At 73.9% G+C, this 18,356-nt stretch carries 21 protein-coding genes; 16 read left to right on the top strand and 5 right to left on the bottom strand.

Annotated elements, in window-relative coordinates:
- Positions 1-122: 122 nt before the first annotated feature.
- Genes BJY28_RS01910 through radA form a run of 3 tightly spaced genes read right to left on the bottom strand, consistent with a single transcriptional unit; the run spans position 123 to position 3,479 of the window.
- Positions 123-1,007: an HhH-GPD family protein gene (locus tag BJY28_RS01910; RefSeq protein WP_343036911.1), complete on the bottom strand. Its 885-nt coding sequence runs from the start codon at positions 1,005-1,007 to the stop codon at positions 123-125.
- Complete coding sequence (gene disA, locus BJY28_RS01905) at positions 1,004-2,071, bottom strand: DNA integrity scanning diadenylate cyclase DisA (RefSeq protein ID WP_179461504.1); 1,068 nt, start codon at positions 2,069-2,071, stop codon at positions 1,004-1,006. The genes BJY28_RS01910 and disA overlap by 4 nt, the downstream gene beginning before the upstream one ends.
- 10 nt (positions 2,072-2,081) lie before the next feature.
- Complete coding sequence (radA, locus tag BJY28_RS01900) at positions 2,082-3,479, bottom strand: DNA repair protein RadA (RefSeq protein ID WP_179461503.1); 1,398 nt, start codon at positions 3,477-3,479, stop codon at positions 2,082-2,084.
- A gap of 50 nt (positions 3,480-3,529) precedes the next feature.
- Here radA and BJY28_RS01895 point away from each other — a divergent pair, with 50 nt between their 5' ends.
- Positions 3,530-3,745: a hypothetical protein gene (locus BJY28_RS01895; RefSeq protein ID WP_179461502.1), complete on the top strand. Its 216-nt coding sequence runs from the start codon at positions 3,530-3,532 to the stop codon at positions 3,743-3,745.
- A gap of 10 nt (positions 3,746-3,755) precedes the next feature.
- Here BJY28_RS01895 and BJY28_RS01890 read toward each other — a convergent pair whose 3' ends face one another.
- Positions 3,756-4,607 carry a DUF3109 family protein gene (locus BJY28_RS01890; protein ID WP_179461501.1) on the bottom strand — a complete coding sequence of 284 codons (852 nt, stop codon included), beginning with the start codon at positions 4,605-4,607 and terminating at the stop codon, positions 3,756-3,758.
- Positions 4,608-4,686: 79 nt separating this feature from the next.
- Between BJY28_RS01890 and BJY28_RS01885 the strand changes: the two genes are divergently transcribed.
- The 9 genes from BJY28_RS01885 (at position 4,687) to BJY28_RS01845 (ending at position 12,266) form a co-directional block, all read left to right on the top strand.
- The gene (locus BJY28_RS01885; RefSeq protein WP_179461500.1) at positions 4,687-5,664 is read left to right on the top strand and encodes a Ppx/GppA family phosphatase; all 978 of its coding nucleotides are present in this window, start codon (positions 4,687-4,689) and stop codon (positions 5,662-5,664) included.
- The gene (locus BJY28_RS01880) at positions 5,661-6,461 is read left to right on the top strand and encodes a sugar phosphate isomerase/epimerase family protein (RefSeq protein WP_179461499.1); all 801 of its coding nucleotides are present in this window, start codon (positions 5,661-5,663) and stop codon (positions 6,459-6,461) included. The genes BJY28_RS01885 and BJY28_RS01880 overlap by 4 nt, the downstream gene beginning before the upstream one ends.
- A 213-nt stretch (positions 6,462-6,674) precedes the next feature.
- Positions 6,675-7,424 carry an ABC transporter ATP-binding protein gene (locus tag BJY28_RS01875; RefSeq protein WP_179461498.1) on the top strand — a complete coding sequence of 250 codons (750 nt, stop codon included), beginning with the start codon at positions 6,675-6,677 and terminating at the stop codon, positions 7,422-7,424.
- Complete coding sequence (locus tag BJY28_RS01870) at positions 7,421-8,155, top strand: ABC transporter permease (protein WP_179461497.1); 735 nt, start codon at positions 7,421-7,423, stop codon at positions 8,153-8,155. Before BJY28_RS01875 ends, BJY28_RS01870 begins: the two co-directional genes overlap by 4 nt.
- An 83-nt stretch (positions 8,156-8,238) precedes the next feature.
- Positions 8,239-9,207: a diacylglycerol kinase family protein gene (locus BJY28_RS01865; protein ID WP_179461496.1), complete on the top strand. Its 969-nt coding sequence runs from the start codon at positions 8,239-8,241 to the stop codon at positions 9,205-9,207.
- Positions 9,204-10,190, top strand: coding sequence for a proline dehydrogenase family protein (locus BJY28_RS01860; RefSeq protein WP_179461495.1), 987 nt, complete (start codon positions 9,204-9,206; stop codon positions 10,188-10,190). Before BJY28_RS01865 ends, BJY28_RS01860 begins: the two co-directional genes overlap by 4 nt.
- 243 nt (positions 10,191-10,433) lie before the next feature.
- A complete protein-coding gene (proC, locus tag BJY28_RS01855) occupies positions 10,434-11,225 on the top strand; it encodes a pyrroline-5-carboxylate reductase (protein ID WP_179461494.1) in 792 nt (263 codons plus the stop codon).
- On the top strand, positions 11,222-11,686 hold the full coding sequence (locus BJY28_RS01850) for a GNAT family N-acetyltransferase (RefSeq protein WP_179461493.1): 465 nt from the start codon (positions 11,222-11,224) through the stop codon (positions 11,684-11,686). The genes proC and BJY28_RS01850 overlap by 4 nt, the downstream gene beginning before the upstream one ends.
- Before the next feature lie 55 nt (positions 11,687-11,741).
- Entirely contained in the window at positions 11,742-12,266 is a 525-nt protein-coding gene (locus tag BJY28_RS01845; RefSeq protein WP_179461492.1) for a GNAT family N-acetyltransferase, read from the top strand.
- A gap of 317 nt (positions 12,267-12,583) precedes the next feature.
- On the opposite strand, the gene BJY28_RS01840 is transcribed toward BJY28_RS01845, so the two are convergent.
- A complete protein-coding gene (locus BJY28_RS01840; RefSeq protein ID WP_179461491.1) occupies positions 12,584-13,243 on the bottom strand; it encodes a potassium channel family protein in 660 nt (219 codons plus the stop codon).
- A gap of 90 nt (positions 13,244-13,333) precedes the next feature.
- Between BJY28_RS01840 and BJY28_RS01835 the strand changes: the two genes are divergently transcribed.
- From BJY28_RS01835 to BJY28_RS01810, 6 genes are all read left to right on the top strand, one after another.
- Entirely contained in the window at positions 13,334-14,524 is a 1,191-nt protein-coding gene (locus BJY28_RS01835) for an acetoin utilization protein AcuC (RefSeq protein WP_179461490.1), read from the top strand.
- A 193-nt stretch (positions 14,525-14,717) separates the two neighbouring features.
- Positions 14,718-14,915 carry a helix-turn-helix domain-containing protein gene (locus BJY28_RS01830; protein ID WP_179463880.1) on the top strand — a complete coding sequence of 66 codons (198 nt, stop codon included), beginning with the start codon at positions 14,718-14,720 and terminating at the stop codon, positions 14,913-14,915.
- Positions 14,916-15,060: 145 nt separating this feature from the next.
- Positions 15,061-15,159, top strand: coding sequence for a 30S ribosomal protein bS22 (locus BJY28_RS01825; RefSeq protein WP_003792170.1), 99 nt, complete (start codon positions 15,061-15,063; stop codon positions 15,157-15,159).
- A gap of 199 nt (positions 15,160-15,358) precedes the next feature.
- The gene (locus BJY28_RS01820; RefSeq protein ID WP_179461489.1) at positions 15,359-16,411 is read left to right on the top strand and encodes an NAD-dependent epimerase/dehydratase family protein; all 1,053 of its coding nucleotides are present in this window, start codon (positions 15,359-15,361) and stop codon (positions 16,409-16,411) included.
- The gene (locus BJY28_RS01815; protein ID WP_179461488.1) at positions 16,411-18,000 is read left to right on the top strand and encodes a 1-acyl-sn-glycerol-3-phosphate acyltransferase; all 1,590 of its coding nucleotides are present in this window, start codon (positions 16,411-16,413) and stop codon (positions 17,998-18,000) included. Before BJY28_RS01820 ends, BJY28_RS01815 begins: the two co-directional genes overlap by 1 nt.
- Complete coding sequence (locus BJY28_RS01810) at positions 18,000-18,263, top strand: glutaredoxin family protein (RefSeq protein WP_179461487.1); 264 nt, start codon at positions 18,000-18,002, stop codon at positions 18,261-18,263. Before BJY28_RS01815 ends, BJY28_RS01810 begins: the two co-directional genes overlap by 1 nt.
- The last annotated feature ends 93 nt before the right edge of the window (positions 18,264-18,356 follow it).

Raw genomic sequence — 18,356 nt, 5'->3', positions numbered from 1 at the left:
ACTGCGCAACTGCCCGGGCAAATGCCACTTTCTGCGCAACTGCCCGGGCAGTTTCGCCGCCTCCTTCGCAACTGCCCGGGCAGTTGCGGAACGGGATGGCCGGCGGGAGGGGCGAAGGGTGGTCAGGCCGGGAGGGCGTAGCCGCCGTCGACCGGCTCGACCAGGCCGTCCTCGACCAGGCCGCGCAGCGCCCGGCCGCGCTGGGCCGCGTCCGACCAGGCGTCCTCGAGCGCGGACCCGGCCACCGGGCCGGCGCTCTCGCGCAGCACCGCCAGCAGCGCACCGCGCGCCTGCCGGTCGGTGCCGTGCCAGGCCTGCGCCCGCCGCACCGGGCCCTCGTAGGGCGGGCAGCCGGCGCGCTGCCAGGCGCACACGTCCAGCAGCGGGCACCGGTCGCAGCCCGGCGACCGCGCGGTGCAGACCAGCGCCCCCAGCTCCATGACCGCCGCGTTCCACGTGTTGGCGTCGTCCACCTCGCGGGGCATCGAGTCCGCGGCCAGCGCGCTCTCCGCGGTGGTGAGCGAGGGAGCCGCCTGGGCACGCCCCTCCCGGGCCCGCACCAGCACCCGGCGCACGTTCGTGTCGATGACCACCTGCGGGTCGCCGAAGGCGAAGGAGGCGACCGCGGCCGCGGTGTAGGCGCCCACGCCCGGCAGCGCCAGCAGCTCCTCGTGGGTGCGTGGCACCTGCCCGTCGTGCCGCTCCACCATCTGCGCGGCGGCCTCCCACAGCCGTCGGGCGCGCCGCGGGTAGCCCAGCCGCTGCCACATCCGCACCGCCTCGCCGGGGGAGTCGGCGGCCAGGTCCGCCGGGGTCGGCCAGCGCTCGGTCCAGGCCTGCCACGCCGGCAGCACCCGGGCGATCGGGGTCTGCTGCGACATCACCTCGGAGACGAAGACACCCCAGGCGCTGCAGCCGGGCTCGCGCCAGGGCAGCGGGCGGGCGTGCTCGTCCCACCAGGTCAGCACCCGCTCGTGCAGCACCGCCGGGCTTGGGCCAGGGCTCACACGTAGCGCTCGAGGATCGACGACTCGGCCAGCCGGGAGAGCCCCTCACGGACCAGCCGGGCCCGTCCCTCGCCGACGCCGTCCACCTTCATCAGGTCGTCCACGCCGGCAGCGAGCAGCCCCTGCAGCGAGCCGAAGTGCACCACCAGGCGCTCGACGATCGCCCCCGGCAGCCGCGGCACCTTCGCCAGCAGCCGCAGCCCGCGCGGCGAGACCGAGGCGTCCATGGACTCGCCGACGATCGGGAAGCCCATCGTCTTGGCGACCGCGCCGAGGTCGAGCAGCTCGCCGGCGTCCAGCCGGGTCAGCCGCTCCTGCACCTGGCTGGCCGGGACGTCGCCGGGCAGGTAGTCCCGGATGACGAAGGCGAGGTCGTCGTCCAGCCCCGCGGCCAGCTCCTCCAGCTGCAGGGTGAGCAGCCGGCCGTCGGTGCCCAGCTCGAGGACGTAGCCGGCCACCTCCTCACGGATCCGGCGGACCATCTCCAGGCGCTGCATCACCGAGGCGATGTCGCGCACCGTGACCAGGTCCTCGATCTCCAGCGCGGAGAGGGTCCCGGCGACCTCGTCCAGCCGGGCCTTGTAGCGCTCCAGGGTCTGCAGCGCCTGGTTGGCCTGCGAGACCAGCTCGGGGGTGGTGCGCAGCACGTGCCGCTCGCCGTCGACGTAGAGGGCGATGATCTGCATCGACTGGCTCACCGAGACCACCGGCAGGCCGGTCTGGCGGGCCACCCGCTGCGCGGTGCGGTGGCGGGTGCCGCTCTCCTCGGTGGGGATGCTCGGGTCCGGCATGAGCTGCACGGCTGCCTTGACGATCTTGCTCACCGCGGCGTCGACGACCACCGCGCCGTCCATCTTCGCCAGCTCCCGCAGCCGGGTCGCCGAGAACTCCACGTCCAGGTCGAAGCCGCCGCCGCTGATCGAGTCCACCAGGGCGTCGTAGCCGAGGACCACCAGGGCGCCGGTCTTGCCGCGCAGGATGCGCTCCAGGCCGTCGCGCAGCTCGGTCCCGGGCGCGACCGCGGCCAGGGTCGCCCGGAAGAGCTCGTCCTCGGTGTCTGCCACGAGCGGGAGTCTAGGCGCTGGCTGTGATCGTGCTCGGTGTCGTCCGGGGCTGGCGTCGGGTCACCTCCTGCAGGGCGGCGCCGACGTCGACCACCTCGACCACCTGCATGCCCGCCGGGGGCGAGGCGTCGGCCAGCGCTCCCTTCGGCACCAGCGCGGTGCGGAAGCCCAGCCGGGCCGCCTCGGTGAGCCGCCGGGCCACCCCGACGGCGGGCCGGACCTCGCCGGAGAGGCCGATCTCGCCGAGCGCCAGCAGGTCGTGCGGCACCGCCAGGTCGGTGATCGCGCTGGCCAGGGCCACGGCCACGGCGAGGTCGCTGGACGGCTCGCTGATCCGCACCCCGCCGACGGTCGAGACGTAGGTGTCCGCGCCGCCCACGGGGGCGCCCGCCCGCTTGTCCAGGACCGCGATGATCATCGAGACCCGGCTGCTGTCCAGGCCGACGCTGGCGCGGCGCGGGGTGGGGATCTGGCTCTTGGTGACCAGCGCCTGGATCTCGGTGACCAGCGGGCGTCGGCCCTCGAGGGTCACGGTGGCGCAGGTGCCGGGCACGCTGATGTGCCGGCTGGAGAGGAAGAGGCCGCTGGGGTCGGGCAGCCCGGTGATCCCGCCGTCGGCGAGGTCGAAGCAGCCGACCTCGTCGGTGGGCCCGTACCGGTTCTTCACCGCGCGGACCAGCCGCAGCCGGGAGTGCCGGTCCCCGTCGAACTGCACGACCACGTCCACCAGGTGCTCCAGCACCCTCGGCCCGGCGATCGAGCCGTCCTTGGTGACGTGCCCGACGAGCAGCACCGCGGTGCCGGTGGACTTCGCCCGCTGGATGATCGAGCCGGCCACCTCCCGGACCTGGGCGACGTTGCCGGCGGCGCCGTCGATCTGGGCCGAGGCGATGGTCTGCACCGAGTCGAGCACGAGCAGCCGCGGACGCACCTGGTCGATCTGGGCGAGCACGGTGGCCAGGTCGGTCTCCGCCGCCAGGTAGAGGTGGTCGCTGACGGCACCGATCCGCTCGGCCCGGGCCCGCACCTGGGCGGCCGACTCCTCCCCGGAGACGTAGAGGGTGTCGCCCTGGGCGCCGACCCGGGCGGCCACATCGAGCAGCAGGGTGGACTTGCCGATCCCGGGCTCCCCGGCGACGAGCACCACCGACCCGGGCACCAGCCCGCCGCCGAGCACCCGGTCGAACTCGCCCACACCGGTGGAGCGGTGCGCCGCCTGCTCGGCGTCCACCTCGCGGATCGGGCGGGCCGGACGGCTCAGGCTGGCCGCCGCGGCGGTGCGGGTGGTGGCGCCACCGATCTCCTCGACGGTGCCCCAGGACTGGCACTCGGTGCAGCGGCCGACCCACTTCACCGTCGTCCAGCCGCACTCGGTGCACCGGTAGCCGGGTGTCTTCGGGGAGGCCATGACGTCACAACCTACGCGCGTCCGCCGACAGCGCGTGGCACGGTGGAGGCATGCCAACGTCCTTCCGCGACGTCCTGGGGCAGGGCGCCGCCACCGCGGTCGCCTTCGTCGTCGTGCGCCGGCTCGCGGCGCTCCTCGGCTGGACCGGGGCCGCCGACGAGAGCTGGACCGAGTCGATCGTCGCGGGGATCATCTTCGGGATCGCCTTCGCGCTCATCACTCTCGCCTGGCGCGCCTTCTGCCAGGGCCGAGAGCCCGAGGACTGACCGCCGGTGCTCAGCGCTGGTAGCGGTGCAGGCTGGCCGGGTGCACCAGCAGCGGCAGCAGCGAGCGGCCGTCCGGCACGGGGTGGCGTGAGCGACGACGTGACGAAGGGGGCGTGGCCGCCCCGACCAGCGCCAGGTGCGCTGCGCAGCGCCGGGCCAGCTCGTCGTAGCCGGCCTGGCCCATGAGCTCGACCAGGCCGTCGCGCTCGGTGACGTAGACCGGGTCGGCGGCGACGTGCGCGTCCGGGTTGCCCGAGCAGTACCAGTCCAGGTCGTGCCCGCCGGGCCCCCAGCCGCGCCGGTCGTACTCGCCGATGCTCACCTCGAGGTAGCTGCTCTCGTCGGTCAGCTCCACGGTGCGGTAGGTGCGGCGGATCGGCAGCTGCCAGCACACGTCCGGCTTCAGGGTGTGCGGCGGCACCCCGGTGAGCATGGCGTGCTGGTGCAGCGCGCACCCGGCCCCGGCCGGGAAGCCCGGACGGTTGAGGAAGATGCAGCCGCCGTCGACCACCTTCGTCTTGGTGGCCCCGTCCTCCTGCTCGGTCCAGGCCGACCGCTTGGTGCTGCCCGGGTGCAGCTGCCACTCGTCCTCGCCGAGGGTCTTGGCGACCTGGTGCACCCGGCGCAGGTCGTCCTTGTCGGAGAAGTGGGCACCCAGGGTGCAGCAGCCGTTGTCCGGGTGCTCGGCGTCGATGCCCTGGCAGCCCTGCCCGAAGATGCACGTCCAGTAGCTGGTCAGCCAGGTCAGGTCGCAGCGGAACCGCTGCCCCTCCTCGGCCGGGTCGTCGAACTCCACCCAGGTGCGCGGGGTCTCCAGCGCCGTCTCCCCGGGGTGGTCGGGGTTCACCGGGGGTGTGGTCATCAGGGACACCCTAGGTGCTGCAGGCGCGCCCTGCGGCCCGTGGGTGGTCCGCCGACGGGCCAGGTCTACGGTGGGCCCCATGCGCCTCGGGGTCATCGACGTCGGCTCGAACACCGTCCACCTGCTCGTGGTCGACGCCCACCCCGGCGGGCCGCCGCTGCCGGCCACCTCGCACAAGATGCTGCTGCGGCTCAGCGAGCACGTCGACGACGAGGGGCGGGTGGACGCCGCCGGTGCCGCCGACCTGACCCGCTTCGTCGGGGAGTGCCTGGAGATCGCCGAGGAGCAGGGCGCCGAGGACCTGCTGCCCTTCGCCACCAGCGCGCTGCGCGAGGCCCCCAACGGCGAGGAGGTGCTCGCCGGCGTGCGCGCCGGCACCGGCGTCGACCTGAGGGTGCTCAGCGGCGAGGACGAGGCCCGGCTCACCTTCCTCGCGGCCCGCCGCTGGACCGGCTGGTCGGCCGGTCGGCTGCTGGTCATCGACATCGGCGGCGGCTCGCTGGAGCTGTCCATCGGCACCGACGAGGAGCCGGACGTGGCCGCCTCGACGATGCTCGGCGCCGGCCGGGTCACGCGCGAGCTGCTGCAGGACGACCCGCCCAGCCCGGAGCAGGTCAAGGACGCCCGCCGCCGGGTCCGGGCCGTGCTCGCCCGGGAGATGCGGCCCTTCAGCAAGCAGGGGAGACCCGACTTCGCCGTCGGCACCTCCAAGACCATGCGCTCGCTGGCCCGGCTCACCGGCGCCGCGCCCAGCTCGGAGGGCCCCTTCGTCGCCCGTCGGCTGCAGGCCGCGGACCTCGGCGACGTCATCGCCCGGCTGACCCCGATGCCGAGCAGCCGGCGGACCGGCCTGCCCGGTGTCTCGGAGTCGCGGGCGCACCAGGTCCTGGCCGGCGCCATCGTCGCCGAGGCGGCGATGGACCTGCTCGGGGTGAGCGAGCTGGAGATCTGTCCGTGGGCGCTGCGCGAAGGGGTCATCCTGCGCTACCTGGACACGATGGAGGAGTCCGCCCGGGCACTGTCCGCCCAGTCCGGCGGCGTAGCCTCGGGCGCATGACCGGATCACCCGCGGTGCCCGTCGCGCTGTCCTCGGCGTCGATGTACCCGCAGGGGGCGGCCGCCACCTTCGAGACCGCGGCCCGGCTCGGCTACGACGGGGTCGAGGTGATGGTCTGGACCGATCCGATCTCCCAGCAGGCCGGGGCGCTGCGGGCGCTGGCCGAGCACCACGGGGTGCGGATCGTCTCGATCCACGCGCCCACGCTGCTGCTGACCGCGCGGGTCTGGGGGAGCGACCCGTGGACCAAGGTGGACCGCTCGATCGAGCTGGCGCAGGAGGTGGGAGCGTCGACCGCGGTGCTGCACCCGCCCTTCCGCTGGCAGCGGGACTACGCCCGCACCTTCGTCGACGGGGTGGCCACCCGCGAGCACGACTCGGGGGTCACGCTGGCGGTGGAGAACATGTTCCCGTGGGCCGCGCGCGGTCGGCAGGTGCAGGCCTACCTGCCGCACTGGGACCCGGTGCCGCAGCCCTACGACCACGTCACGCTGGACCTGTCGCACACCGCCACCGCCGGCTCGGACGCGATGCAGATGGTGCGCGACCTCGGCGACCGGCTGGCGCACATCCACCTGGCCGACGGGTCCGGGGCGACGGTCCGGGACGAGCACCTCGTGCCGGGGCGGGGCAGCCAGCCGTGCGCGGAGGTGCTGGCCCACCTGGGCGCCAGCGGTTTCGGCGGCTCGGTGGTGCTGGAGGTCGGGACCCGGCGGCTGGCGGCCGAGGACCGGGACGACGACCTGCGCGAGTGCCTCGACTTCGCCCGGGAGCACCTGGGCCAGCGGGTGCCCTGACCTCGCTGCTCGAGCCTGGCTCGGCCTCTCCTTCGTCCGGGCGGCGGCCCGCTGTGCGTCCGGCCTTCCTGGCCCCCTTCGTCCGTCCTGTCGGGCCGTCGGTGTCGAGAACCTCTCGCTCACCCGAGAAGCCTTGTCCCTCATCGGAGCCTTTATCGGGTTACCCGATAAAGGGGTGGCGGGTGGGGCGGTGACGGGAGTATATTTCCTCGTATGGAGAAATGCGCGGTCGAGGTGGACGGGCTGAGGGTGGTACGCGGCGGGAGGACCGTGCTGCCGGACCTCAGCCTCACCGTCCCTCGTGGGCAGGTGGTCGGGCTGCTCGGTCCCAGCGGCGGGGGCAAGTCCACGGTGATCCGGGCGATCGCCGGGGTGCAGCGGGTGGCGAAGGGGGAGTTCCGCGTCCTCGGTCTCCCGGCCGGCAGCCCCGCGCTGCGCACCCGGCTCGCCTACGTCACCCAGTCGCCGAGCGTCTACCCCGACCTGACCGTCACCGCCAACGTCCGCTACCTCGCCACGCTCCTCGGGGCGCCGGACCCCGCCGCCGCCGCCCGTGACGCGATCGCGCAGGTCGATCTCGCCAGCCACGCCGACGCCCTCGTCGGGCGCCTCTCCGGCGGCCAGCGCTCCCGGGCCTCGCTGGCCGCCGCGCTCGTCGGCCGGCCGGAGGTGCTGCTGCTGGATGAGCCCACTGTCGGGCTGGACCCGGTGCTGCGCCGCGACCTGTGGGACCTCTTCGCCGACCTGGCCGCCGGTGGCACGACCCTGCTGGTCTCCAGCCACGTCATGGACGAGGCCACCCGCTGCGACCGGCTGCTGCTGCTGCGCGAGGGCGAGCTGCTGGCCGACGACACCCCGGCGGGGCTGCTCGCCGCCACCGGCGCCGAGGACGCCGAGGGCGCCTTCCTCGCGCTGGTCGAGGCCGCGTCGGGGTGCGACGCCACGGGGGAGGTGGCGTCATGAGTCTGCGCCGCACCCTGGCCACCGCAGCCCGCGTGCTGACCCAGCTGCGCGCCGACCACCGCACCGTCGCCCTGATCCTCGTCGTCCCCTGCGTGCTCGTCGGCCTGCTCGCCTGGATCTACGACGGCACCGCGATGTTCGACCGGGTCGGTCCGCTGCTGCTGGGGCTCTTCCCCTTCGTCCTGATGTTCGTCGTCACCTCCGTCACCACCCTGCGCGAGCGCACCTCGGGCACCCTCGAGCGGCTGCTGACCACCCCGCTGGCGAAGGCGGACCTGCTCACCGGCTACGCCCTGGCCTTCGGCCTCATGGCGCTGCTGCAAGGCATCGTGGCCACCACCTTCGCCGTCGTGGTCTGCGGTCTGGACGTCGCCGGACCGCTCTGGGTGCTGATCGGGCTCGTCGTGCTCACCGCGGTGCTGGGCACCGCGCTGGGGCTGCTGGCCAGCGCCTTCGCCGCCACCGAGTTCCAGGCGGTCCAGCTCATGCCGGCGCTGGTGCTGCCGCAGGCGCTGCTGTGCGGGCTGCTCGTGCCGCGGGAGTCGATGCCGCGCCCGCTCGAGCTGCTCTCGGACGTGCTGCCGCTGTCCTACGCGGTGGACGCCGCGGCGGCCGTGGCCGGGCAGGCCGAGCCGTGGGGCGACCTGACCACCCCGGTCCTCGTCATGCTCGCCTGGGTCGTCCTCTCCCTCGCCGTGGGCTCGCTGACGCTGCGCCGACGCACCCCCTGAATCCGGCCCGGCCCGTGCCGGCCTCGGCGGCCCAGCAGCGGGAGGGGCTACGACCCGCCGACCGCCTCTCTAGGCTGTGCCTCGTGACCCGACGACTCCTCGTGATCGGCAACGCGCTGGCCGGCACCACCGACCAGGCCTCCATGGACCGCGCCGTGGAGGTGCTGCGCACCGGCGCCGAGGTGGAGGTGGCCATGACCGGCTCGCTCGACGAGCTGGTCGAGGTGGTCTCGGGCCGGGCCGACGACGCCGAGCTGGTGGTCGTCGGCGGCGACGGCTCGATGCACGCCCTGGCGCAGGCCATCCACCAGACCGGCCAGGACGGTGCCCCGCCACCGGTGGTCGGGCTGATCCCGCTGGGCACCGGCAACGACTTCGCCCGCGCGGTGAACATCCCGCCCGACCCGGCCGCGGCCGCCCGGATCGTCCTCGACGGGCCGCTGGAGGAGATCGACGTCATCGAGGACGAGCGCGCCGAGATCGCGGTCAACGTCGTGCACATCGGGGTCGGCGAGGAGGCCGCCCGGATCGCCGCCCCGTGGAAGGAGGCCCTCGGCCGGATCCGCCTGGGCCCCGTCGGCTACGTCATCGGCGGTATCTCCGCCGGGATCGGCCAGCGCGGCCGCTACCTCGAGGTGATCGCCGACGACATCCCGCTCGCCGACGGACGACGCCGCGTGCTGCAGGTGGTCGTCGCGGTCGGCACCAGCGTCGGCGGCGGCACCCGGCTGGCGCCGGAGGCGGAGCCCGACGACGGCAAGGTCGAGGTCATCGTCTCCTTCGCCGTGGCGCCGCTGCGGCGGCTGCGCTACGCCCTGCACCTCAGCCGGGGCGAGCACACCCGCCTCGACGACGTGGTGCACGCCCAGGCCCGGGAGGTCACCGTCCGCGGGCTGCGCAACGAGTTCGGCATCAACGCCGACGGCGAGCTGAGCGACCCGGTCACCGAGCGCACCTGGCGGGTGGTGCCCAGCGCCTACCGGCTGCACGTGCCCTCGCGTCGCGGCTCCACCCGGGTGGACGGCCCACCCTTCCCCGGGAGGAAGGGGTGAGCCCCCGCCGGCTGCCGTCGCTGCCGGCGGTCCCCGACGTGGGCCAGCGGCTCGGCTTCGACGCCTGGCGGGCGGGCGCGGTGTCTGCGCTCGCCGACGAGTCGCGGCGAGACCGCGTCGCCGCCTCACGTCCGCTGCGGGCCGCCCGGGAGCGCTTCGTCGACCGGGACCTGGAGGAGGCGCTGACCACGGCGGGCCGGCTGACCCGCACCCGCCGCTCCGCCGCGCTGCACCCGCTGCTGCCGCCGGTCGAGGAGGTGCCCGGGCCGGCGCAGGACACCGTGGCGAGGGCGGTGCGGCGCTACGCCGAGGCCGCGCGGGCGCTCGCCGACGCCGGCATCGACGGCGAGGTCTACGTCGGCCCGGAGCAGCTGGGGGTGGGGCAGGACCCGGCGCTGGCCGCCGGAGCCCTCGCCGAGCTCGCGGACGTCGCCGAGGGGTCGGGGGTCACGCTCACCCTGCGCACCCCGGAGGTCGGCGCCACCGACGCGCTGCTGGACCTGGCCGCCACGGTCCGCGAGCAGCACCCCGCCCTGACCGTCTCGGTCGTCGCCCGCCGCCACCGCAGCGAGGCGGACTGCGCCCGGCTGGTGCAGATCGGCGCCCGGGTGCGGCTGGTCCGGGGCGGGCCGCGCGAGCAGCGGTCGGTGAGCTGGGCGGACCGACACGAGGCCGACCTCGCCTTCGTCCGTGGGCTGGCGATCCTGCTGGCCGGCGACGCCGACGTCGTCGTGGCCACCCACGACCCCACCCTGCTCGACCTCACCGACGCCCTCTGCGAGCAGTCCGGGCGTGGGCCGCGCGGGGTGGAGTACCAGATGTACCTCGGTGCGCAGCGCGACCTGCAGGTGCGCACCGCCGATGCCGGTCACCGGGTGCGGGTGCTGGTGCCCTACGGCGAGGACTGGTTCGCCTACCTGCGCGACCTCGTCGAACGGCCGGCCACCGCCCGGCGGCTCGCCGAGGTGCTGCTCGGCGACTGAGCCGGTCGGCTCGTCTCCGCCGATCCCCCTTCGACGGGGTGGAGGTATCTGCACGCGCTCGGCCGCGTGGCTTCACCTCCACCGGATCGGGCGCGTTGATTGGGTGGAGGTATCTGGACGCGTCAGGGCGCGTGGCATCACCTCCACCCGCTCCTATCACCTCCACCGGGCGCGAGACGTGGGTCGCCCGGGCTCTCTCGCCTAGGCTGCCGAGAGCGGACGCACGGAGGCAGGAGGAGCACGATGACGACGGCGATCTACGGGGTCGGCTCGATGGGCGGAGCCATCCTCGACGGGCTGGTGGCGCGCGGCCACGAGGTGCTGGCGGTGGTGCGCCGCGCCGAGCAGGCGGCAGAGCTGGACGCCCGCCCGCACGTCCGCGCGGTCGAGGCGGCCGAAGCGGCGGCCGAGGCCGACGTGCACGTGGTCACCGTCAAGCCCTACGGGGTCGCCGATCTGCTGGCCAGCCTGTCCCCGCACCTTCGTCCTGGCTCGGTCGTCGTCAGCGCCGCCCTCGGCATCACCCTGGACGACCTGCGCGCCGGGCTGCCGGAGCAGGTCGCCGCCGTGCGGGCGATGCCCAGCACCCCGGCCCGGGTGGGCGAAGGGATGACCGTGCTCAGCCCCGACGACCGGGTCACCGACGAGCGGCTGGCCACCGTGCGGGACCTGCTCGCGGCCACCGGTCGGACGATGGTGCTGCCCGAGGCGCAGCAGCCGGCCGCCACGGCGCTCTCCGGCTCCGCCCCCGCCTACCTCTTCCTCGTCGTCGAGGCGATGGTCGACGCCGGGGTGGCCGAAGGGCTGCCCCGGGCCACCGCCCGCGAGCTGGCGGTCCAGGCCGTCGTCGGGGCCGGCGCGCTGCTGCGCGAGACCGGCGCCGAGCCCGGCGAGCTGCGCGCCCAGGTGACCTCGCCCGGCGGGTCGACGGCCGCCGCGCTGGCCGCACTGGAGCGGCACGGGCTGCGGCACACCATGGCCGAGGCGGTGCGCGCCTGCACCGACCGGGCCAGCGGCGGGACCGGCCGACCGTGAGCCGCACGGTCCGCCGGGTCGTCGCGGACGACTGGGCGCTGCTGCGGGCGACCCGTCTGGCCATGCTCATGGACAGCCCGGCGGCCTACGGATCGTCCTTCCTGCGCGAGATCGGCTTCGACGAGGACATCTGGCGCGGGCGCACCGCCACCCCGGCCTTCCTCGCCCTCGACGACGGGCTGCCCCTGGGCGTGGCCACGCTGCGCCGGCTGCCGGGGCACGACCCCGAGATCGTCGGCATGTGGGTCGCCGGCCACGCCCGCGGCAGCGGGGTGGCCGACGAGCTGGTCACCGCCTGCCTCGAGGAGGCCGCCCGCGCCGGCGCGTCCCGGGTGACGCTGCACGTCATGGACGACAACCCGGCCGCGCAGCGGCTCTACCAGCGGCACGGCTTCGTCGTCACCGGGGATCGCGGTGACGTGCCCGGGTGCGGCCAGATGGCCCGCGACGTGACCAGGTGAACACTGCGTGACCCATCACGTCGGGGACCCCGCGGTCGTGACAGAGTAGGGCGGCATGAGCGACATCAGCGTGCGAGCACTGGGTGAGGACGAGTGGCAGACCTACCGGTCCGTGCGCCTGGAAGCCCTCCAGGAGTCGCCCGACGCCTTCGTCGCCGACCACACCGATGAGGCCGACGAGGGCGAGGACTTCTGGCGCGCCCGGATGGCCCGCAGCGCCCGGCTGATCGCCGAGGTGGCCGACGAGGACCGCCCGGTCGGCGTGGTGAGCATCGGTGATACCGCCGACGAGGACGCCGAGGACGCGGGCCAGCTCTTCGGGCTCTGGGTGGCTCCGCAGTGGCGCGGCCGCTCCGTCGCCGCCAGCCTCGTCCGCCGCGGCTCGGAGGTCGCGCTGGAACGAGGCGTGCGCCACCTCTACTACTGGGTGGGCACCGAGAACGCCCGCGGCGTCGCCTTCGCCAGCAGCTTCGGCTTCCGGCCCACCGACGACCGGCGGCCGATGCGCACGAAGAAGGACGACCCGGAGGCCGAGCAGGAGATCGCGATGGTCCTGGCGCTCGGTGAGGACCGCCGCTGAGCCCAGCGGCTCCAGGCCCCCGGCCCACGAATCTGCCCGGGCAGTTGCGCGGGAGTGGTGATTTGCCCGGGTAGTTGCGCAGGGGGGCCGTGATTTGCCCGGGCAGCTGCGCGGGAGGGCTGTGATTTGCCCGGGCAGTTGCGCAGGGGGGCCGTGATTTGCCCGGGCAGCTGCGCGGGAGAGGTGATTTGCCCGGGCAGTTGCGCGGGAGAGGTGATTTGCCCGGGCAGTTGCGCAGGGAGTCCGTGAATTGCCCGGGCAGTTGCGCAGGGAGTCCGTGAATTGCCCGGGCAGTTGCGCAGGGGGGCTGCGGGTCCTCAGGGGCGGGCGGCCATCCGCTCGATGAGCGAGGTCGGGCCGCTGACGATGATGAGGTCGCCGGCGTGCACCTTGGTCTCGGGGCGGGCGTAGGTGAAGTCCTGACCCGGTGACTTCACCCCGACGATGGTCACCCCGTACTTGCTGCGGATCTGCGACTGGTCGAGGGTGAAGCCGATCGCCTCCTTCGGCGGGGCCATCTTGACGATGGCGAAGTCGTCGTCGAACTCGATGTAGTCCATGAGCTTGCCGCCGACGAGGTGGGCCAGCCGCTTCCCCGACTCGATCTCGGGGGAGAGGATGTGGTGCACCCCGATCCGGTTGAGGATGCGGGCGTGCTCGGGGCTGACCGCCTTGGCCCACACCTTCTTGGCGTCGGCGTCGATGAGGTTCACCGCGGCCAGCACCGAGGCCTCCACCGAGGAGCCGATAGCCAGCACGCACCCAGAGAAGGCGCTGGGCCGGATCTCCTCCATGAACTGCACGGTGGTCGCGTCGCCCTGGACGATCCGACCGACCCGGCCCAGGTAGGACTCGGCCAGCTCGGGGTCGAGCTCGACCGCGGTGACCCGGTTGCCGAGCCGGTGCAGCTCGGTCGCGACGGCGCCGCCGAAGCGGCCCAGCCCGATCACGAGGACGTCCTCGTTGTGCAGGCGCATGCGGGACAAGGTCTTGCCTCCCTCAGGCACGGAGTTGGTGGTACGGGGTTGATGACCTGGGCAGAGCCTAGTCGGGGTAGCGTTCATCTCATGGCCACACAGGCGTGCGCGATCTGGGGGGACGATCTCGTCCACTACGACTTCGGGCTGGGACATCCGATGGCGCCCCTGCGGATCGCCCTGACCGCGCGGCTGTGCCGGGACCTCGGCGTCTTCGACCACGTCGAGGTTGTCGAGCCGGGCGAGGCCGACGACGAGCTGCTGGCCACGGTGCACGACCGCGACTACATCGCCTCCGTGCGGTCGGTCTCGGAGCAGCCCCACCTGGCCGACGGGAGCAACGGCTGCGGGACCGAGGACGTCCCCGCCTTCGCCGGGATGCACGAGGCCAGCGCGCGGCTGGTCGCCGGCACCGTCGAGGCCGCCCGGCGGGTCTGGCAGGGCGAGGCCGAGCACGCGGTGAACTTCACCGGCGGGATGCACCACGCGATGCGCGACCGGGCCAGCGGCTTCTGCGTCTACAACGACATCGCGGCCGGCATCCGGTGGCTGCTGGACAACGGCGCCGAACGGGTGGCCTACGTCGACGTCGACGTCCACCACGGCGACGGCGTCCAGGAGATCTTCTACGACGACCCGCGGGTGATGACGATCTCGGTGCACGAGAGCGGCCGCACCCTCTTCCCCGGGACCGGCTGGCCGGCCGACACCGGCGGGCCGGGTGCCGAGGGGACCGCGGTCAACGTGGCGCTGCCGCCAGGGGTCGTCGACAGCTACTGGCTGCGGGCGATCTCCTCGATCGCCTCGCCGCTGGTGCACGCCTTCGCCCCGGACGTGCTGGTCACCCAGCACGGCTGCGACACCCACCGCGACGACCCGCTGGCGCACATGGGGCTGACCGTCGACGCCCAGCGGCACGCGGCGGTGCTGCTGCACCGCCTGGCCCACGAGGTGTGCGACGGGCGCTGGGTCGCCACCGGCGGCGGCGGCTACGACCTGGTCAACGTCGTGCCCCGGGCCTGGACCCACCTGACCGCGATCGCCTCGCACCAGCCGGTCGCCAACCGCACCGAGCTGCCCGCCGCCTGGCGCGAGCACGTGCAGAGCACGCTGGAGCGCACCCCGCCGGAGACGATGGGCGACCTCGAGCCGTCGGAGCTGCCCATCTGGGTGCAGCCGTGGTCGATGGGCTACAACCCGCACAGCGAGGTGGACCGGGCCGTCATGGCTACCCGTGAGGCGGTCTTCCCCGCCTGGGGCCTGGACGTCTGGTTCGACTGAGCCGTCTCCGACGACTGACCGTTCTCCCCGGATTCTCGGGGCAGGCACGGCGTGTCGGCTGGACGTGCAGCCACGAAGTGGTCACGTCCGCTTCACAGTCGTCACAACTGCCCCTATGGTTGCCCCTGCACGGGTTCGCCAGTCCGCGCCGGGAGAGCCGGCGCTGCGAGCGTGCACGAGTTCTGAGGTGACCATGTCGAACGAGCGTCTCGCCGAGGTCCGGTTCCTCACCGTGGCCGAGGTCGCCTCGATCATGCGCGTGTCCAAGATGACGGTGTACCGGATGGTGCACAACGGCGACCTGCCGGCGGTCCGCGTCGGGCGCAGCTTCCGCGTGCCCAAGGACGCGGTGGACGCCTACCTCAAGGACAGCTACGTCGAGACGGCCTGAGCACCAGGCTGCTCCGGCCCCGTCGCACCGCGGTCGGGGCCAGCCCGCCGGTCGCGTAGACTGCCGCACCGACTCGCTCGTGAGCGGCGGCACCTGCCGTCCCAGCGCGAGCAACCCGTCGCAACCACGACCGTGAGGACCACCCATGGGCTCTGTCATCAAGAAGCGCCGCAAGCGGATGGCGAAGAAGAAGCACCGCAAGCTGCTCCGCAAGACGCGCCACCAGCGCCGCAACAAGAAGTGACGCGCTGACCGGCCACCGGCCGGTGCGAGGACGAAGGGGACGACATCAGGTCGTCCCCTTCGTCGTGCCTGCGGGGCGCTGCCCGTGAAGGGGGCTGCTGGTCACCGGTCCGCGATGTGGCCGGTGCCGCACCACCGGTGGCCGAGGCCGGTTAGGCTTCACGGGTCCGTCAGCAGCCACGACGAGTGAGGACCCGCCGGTGCCTGGAACCGTGCTCATCGCCGGGGTGTCCCGTCACCTCGGTGGCGCCTTCGCCCGCCGCCTGTCCAACGACGAGTCGGTCTCCCGGATCATCGGGGTGGACGTGGTGCCGCCGCGGCACGGGATCGGCCGCGCCGACTTCGTCCGGGCCGACATCCGCAGCCCGCTGATCGGGCGGATCATCGGGGACAACGAGGTCGACACCGTGGTGCACGCAGGGGTCATCGCCACCCCGCGGGCCGGTGGCGGACGGGCCACCCAGAAGGAGATCAACGTCATCGGCACGATGCAGCTGCTCGCCGCGTGCCAGAAGGCGCCGAGCGTGCGCAAGCTCGTCGTGAAGTCGACCGCCGGGGTGTACGGGTCCAGCCCGCGCGACCCCGCGATGTTCACCGAGGACATGTCCGCCAAGCGGCTGCCCCCGGCCGGCTGGGCCCGCGACTCGGTCGAGGTCGAGGGCTACGTGCGCGGCTTCGCCCGGCGCCGCCCGGACGTCGAGATCACCACCCTGCGCTTCGCCAACGTCATCGGGCCGCGGGTGCGCACCGCCATGACCGAGCACTTCAGCCTGCCGGTCATCCCGATCCCGATGGGCTTCGACGCCCGGCTGCAGTTCGTCCACGAGGACGACTGCGTCGCCGCGATGGCGCACGCGGTCAGCAACCCCGGGGTGGGCGCGGTGAACGTGGTCGGCGACGGGATCATCACCGCCAGCCAGGCGGCCAACATCTCCGGGCGCCCCTACGCCCTGGTGCCACGCATGTCCACCGGCGCCATCGCCGGGGTCGCCAAGCGGCTCGGGCTGGTCGACATCGGCGCCGACCAGATCGACATGCTGACCTTCGGCCGCGGCCTGGACACCACCCGGATGCACGACGAGATGGGCTTCGAGCCGGTGTACTCCTCCCGGGCGGCCTTCGAGGACTTCGCCCGCTCCACCTCCGGCCGGGTGCTGGACCGGCTCCCGCTCGGGCGCCCGGGCTGGGCGGCCGTGCACGCCACCGAGTCGGCGATGCGACTGGTCGGCGCGAACGACGAGAGCGAGAAGTGATGGCCGGCACGACGAAGAAGACCACCGCCTCGACGAGCGCGACGAAGGGCGCCGCGAAGAGCACGGCGAAGAAGACGACGGCGAAGAGGTCCGCGACCACGAAGGCCGGTGCGCGCAAGACGGCGACCACGAAGGCCGCGGCGAGCAAGACCACGAGGACCAGCCCCGCGCGGCCGGCGAAGAAGACCTCGGGCAGCGTCGCCGCCGCCGCCGACCGGGCCGGCGGCGAGCGGGCCCGGCGCCGCAGCACCCCGCTGCTGACCGGCCCGTCCGCCGAGGCCGTCGCCGCGGTCGAGACCGGGACCGCGGAGTCGAGCCGGAGCGGCACCACGGCCACGAGCACCCGGCCCACCACGAGCAAGAGCACGAGGACGACCAAGGGCGCGAAGGCGACCAGGGGCGCGCCGGCGAAGAGCACGAAGGCCGCCAAGAGCACGAAGGAGGGCCGCGCCGGTCGGCCCACCAAGCCGGCGCTGCGGGTGGTGCCCGACCCCGACTGCACCCCGCCCACCGCCCAGGTCACCGGAGCCTCCCGCCCGCGTCGCCGCCCGAGCGCCGCGCGCACCGGCCCGACGGCCGTGCCGAGCGCTCCTGCGGCGAGCGCGGCGGCCGACGGGGATGCCGGGCGCCGCACCCCGGACTCCGGTCAGACGGTGGCGCCCGGCGTCGCCGAACTGCTCTCGATCCTGCTCTCCAGCGGGCAGCTGGCCTCGCGCACGCTGGGTCAGGCGGCCGGCGCGGCCGCCGGCGAGGACTGGGAGCGCCGCTTCGCCGAGACCCTGGAGTTCCTGCGCCGGCGGGTCACCGGCGACTACCGGGTCGACGACTTCGGCTTCGACGAGGACTTCACCACGCACACCGCCTTCCCGGTGCTGCGGCTGCTGAAGGACAAGTGGTTCCGGGTCGAGGTGCGCGGGATCGAGAACATCCCCGACGACGGTGGCGCGCTGGTGGTCTCCAACCACTCCGGGACCGTCGCCATGGACTCGGTGATCACCCAGCTGGCGATCCACGACTCCCACCCTCGCAGCCGCTTCCTGCGGATGCTCGGCGCGGACCTCGTCTTCCAGATGCCCTTCGTCGGCGACTTCGCCCGCAAGACCGGCGCCACCCTGGCGACCAACCCCGACGCCGAGCGGCTGATGCGCTCCGGCGAGCTCGTCGGGGTGTGGCCCGAGGGCTTCAAGGGGGTCGGCAAGCCCTTCCGCGAGCGGTACAAGCTGCAGCGCTTCGGCCGCGGCGGGTTCGTCTCGGCCGCTATCCGCAGCGAGGTGCCGATCATCCCGTGCTCGGTCGTCGGGGCCGAGGAGATCTACCCGATGATCGGCAACATGAAGACGGTCGCGCGGCTGATCGGCGCCCCCTACGCGCCGATCACGCCGACCTTCCCGCTGCTCGGGCCGCTCGGCCTGATCCCGCTGCCCAGCCGGTGGATCATCGAGTTCGGGCCGCCGATCGACACCGCCTCGCTGGGCCCGGCAGCCGCGGACGACCCGATGCTCGTCTTCGACCTCACCGATCAGGTCCGCGAGACCATCCAGCAGACGCTGTACTCGGTGCTGGTCACCCGGCGCTCGGTCTTCTTCTGATGCCCGGCGGGCCCGGGCCGAGCCTGCCGGACGCGCGCGTGGTGCTGCTCGGCCGGGACGGCTGCCACCTCTGCGACGAGGCCCGCGCGGTCATCCAGCAGGTGCTCGCCGAGGTCGGGGGAGACCTCGCCGAGGTCGACGTCGACAGCGACCCCGAGCTGCAGCGCCGCTACACCGAGCAGGTCCCGGTGACCTTCGTCGACGGTCGTCAGCACGACTACTGGCGGGTGGACCCGGCCCGTCTGCGGCGCGCGCTCGGCTGAGCCGGCGGCCACGTGCCCAGGCTCACCCGGAGCGGGCCGCGCTGACTTTGTGCATTTGTTCACAAGGGCGTAACCTCGGCTCCGGGCCCGCCA

Origin of the sequence: Janibacter alkaliphilus, assembly GCF_013408565.1 — a bacterium.
Classification (GTDB): Bacteria; Actinomycetota; Actinomycetes; order Actinomycetales; family Dermatophilaceae; genus Janibacter; species Janibacter alkaliphilus.
This window is presented reverse-complemented; position numbering and strand designations above follow the sequence as displayed.

Coding starts and splice junctions, on each gene's coding strand:
- radA (WP_179461503.1), bottom strand. CDS start 3,479: ATGGCCTCCCCGAAGACACCCGGCTACCGGTGCACCGAGTGCGGCTGG.
- BJY28_RS01895 (WP_179461502.1), top strand. CDS start 3,530: ATGCCAACGTCCTTCCGCGACGTCCTGGGGCAGGGCGCCGCCACCGCG.
- BJY28_RS01890 (WP_179461501.1), bottom strand. CDS start 4,607: ATGACCACACCCCCGGTGAACCCCGACCACCCCGGGGAGACGGCGCTG.
- BJY28_RS01885 (WP_179461500.1), top strand. CDS start 4,687: ATGCGCCTCGGGGTCATCGACGTCGGCTCGAACACCGTCCACCTGCTC.
- BJY28_RS01880 (WP_179461499.1), top strand. CDS start 5,661: ATGACCGGATCACCCGCGGTGCCCGTCGCGCTGTCCTCGGCGTCGATG.
- BJY28_RS01875 (WP_179461498.1), top strand. CDS start 6,675: ATGGAGAAATGCGCGGTCGAGGTGGACGGGCTGAGGGTGGTACGCGGC.
- BJY28_RS01870 (WP_179461497.1), top strand. CDS start 7,421: ATGAGTCTGCGCCGCACCCTGGCCACCGCAGCCCGCGTGCTGACCCAG.
- proC (WP_179461494.1), top strand. CDS start 10,434: ATGACGACGGCGATCTACGGGGTCGGCTCGATGGGCGGAGCCATCCTC.
- BJY28_RS01845 (WP_179461492.1), top strand. CDS start 11,742: ATGAGCGACATCAGCGTGCGAGCACTGGGTGAGGACGAGTGGCAGACC.
- BJY28_RS01840 (WP_179461491.1), bottom strand. CDS start 13,243: ATGCGCCTGCACAACGAGGACGTCCTCGTGATCGGGCTGGGCCGCTTC.
- BJY28_RS01835 (WP_179461490.1), top strand. CDS start 13,334: ATGGCCACACAGGCGTGCGCGATCTGGGGGGACGATCTCGTCCACTAC.
- BJY28_RS01830 (WP_179463880.1), top strand. CDS start 14,718: ATGTCGAACGAGCGTCTCGCCGAGGTCCGGTTCCTCACCGTGGCCGAG.
- BJY28_RS01825 (WP_003792170.1), top strand. CDS start 15,061: ATGGGCTCTGTCATCAAGAAGCGCCGCAAGCGGATGGCGAAGAAGAAG.
- BJY28_RS01815 (WP_179461488.1), top strand. CDS start 16,411: ATGGCCGGCACGACGAAGAAGACCACCGCCTCGACGAGCGCGACGAAG.
- BJY28_RS01810 (WP_179461487.1), top strand. CDS start 18,000: ATGCCCGGCGGGCCCGGGCCGAGCCTGCCGGACGCGCGCGTGGTGCTG.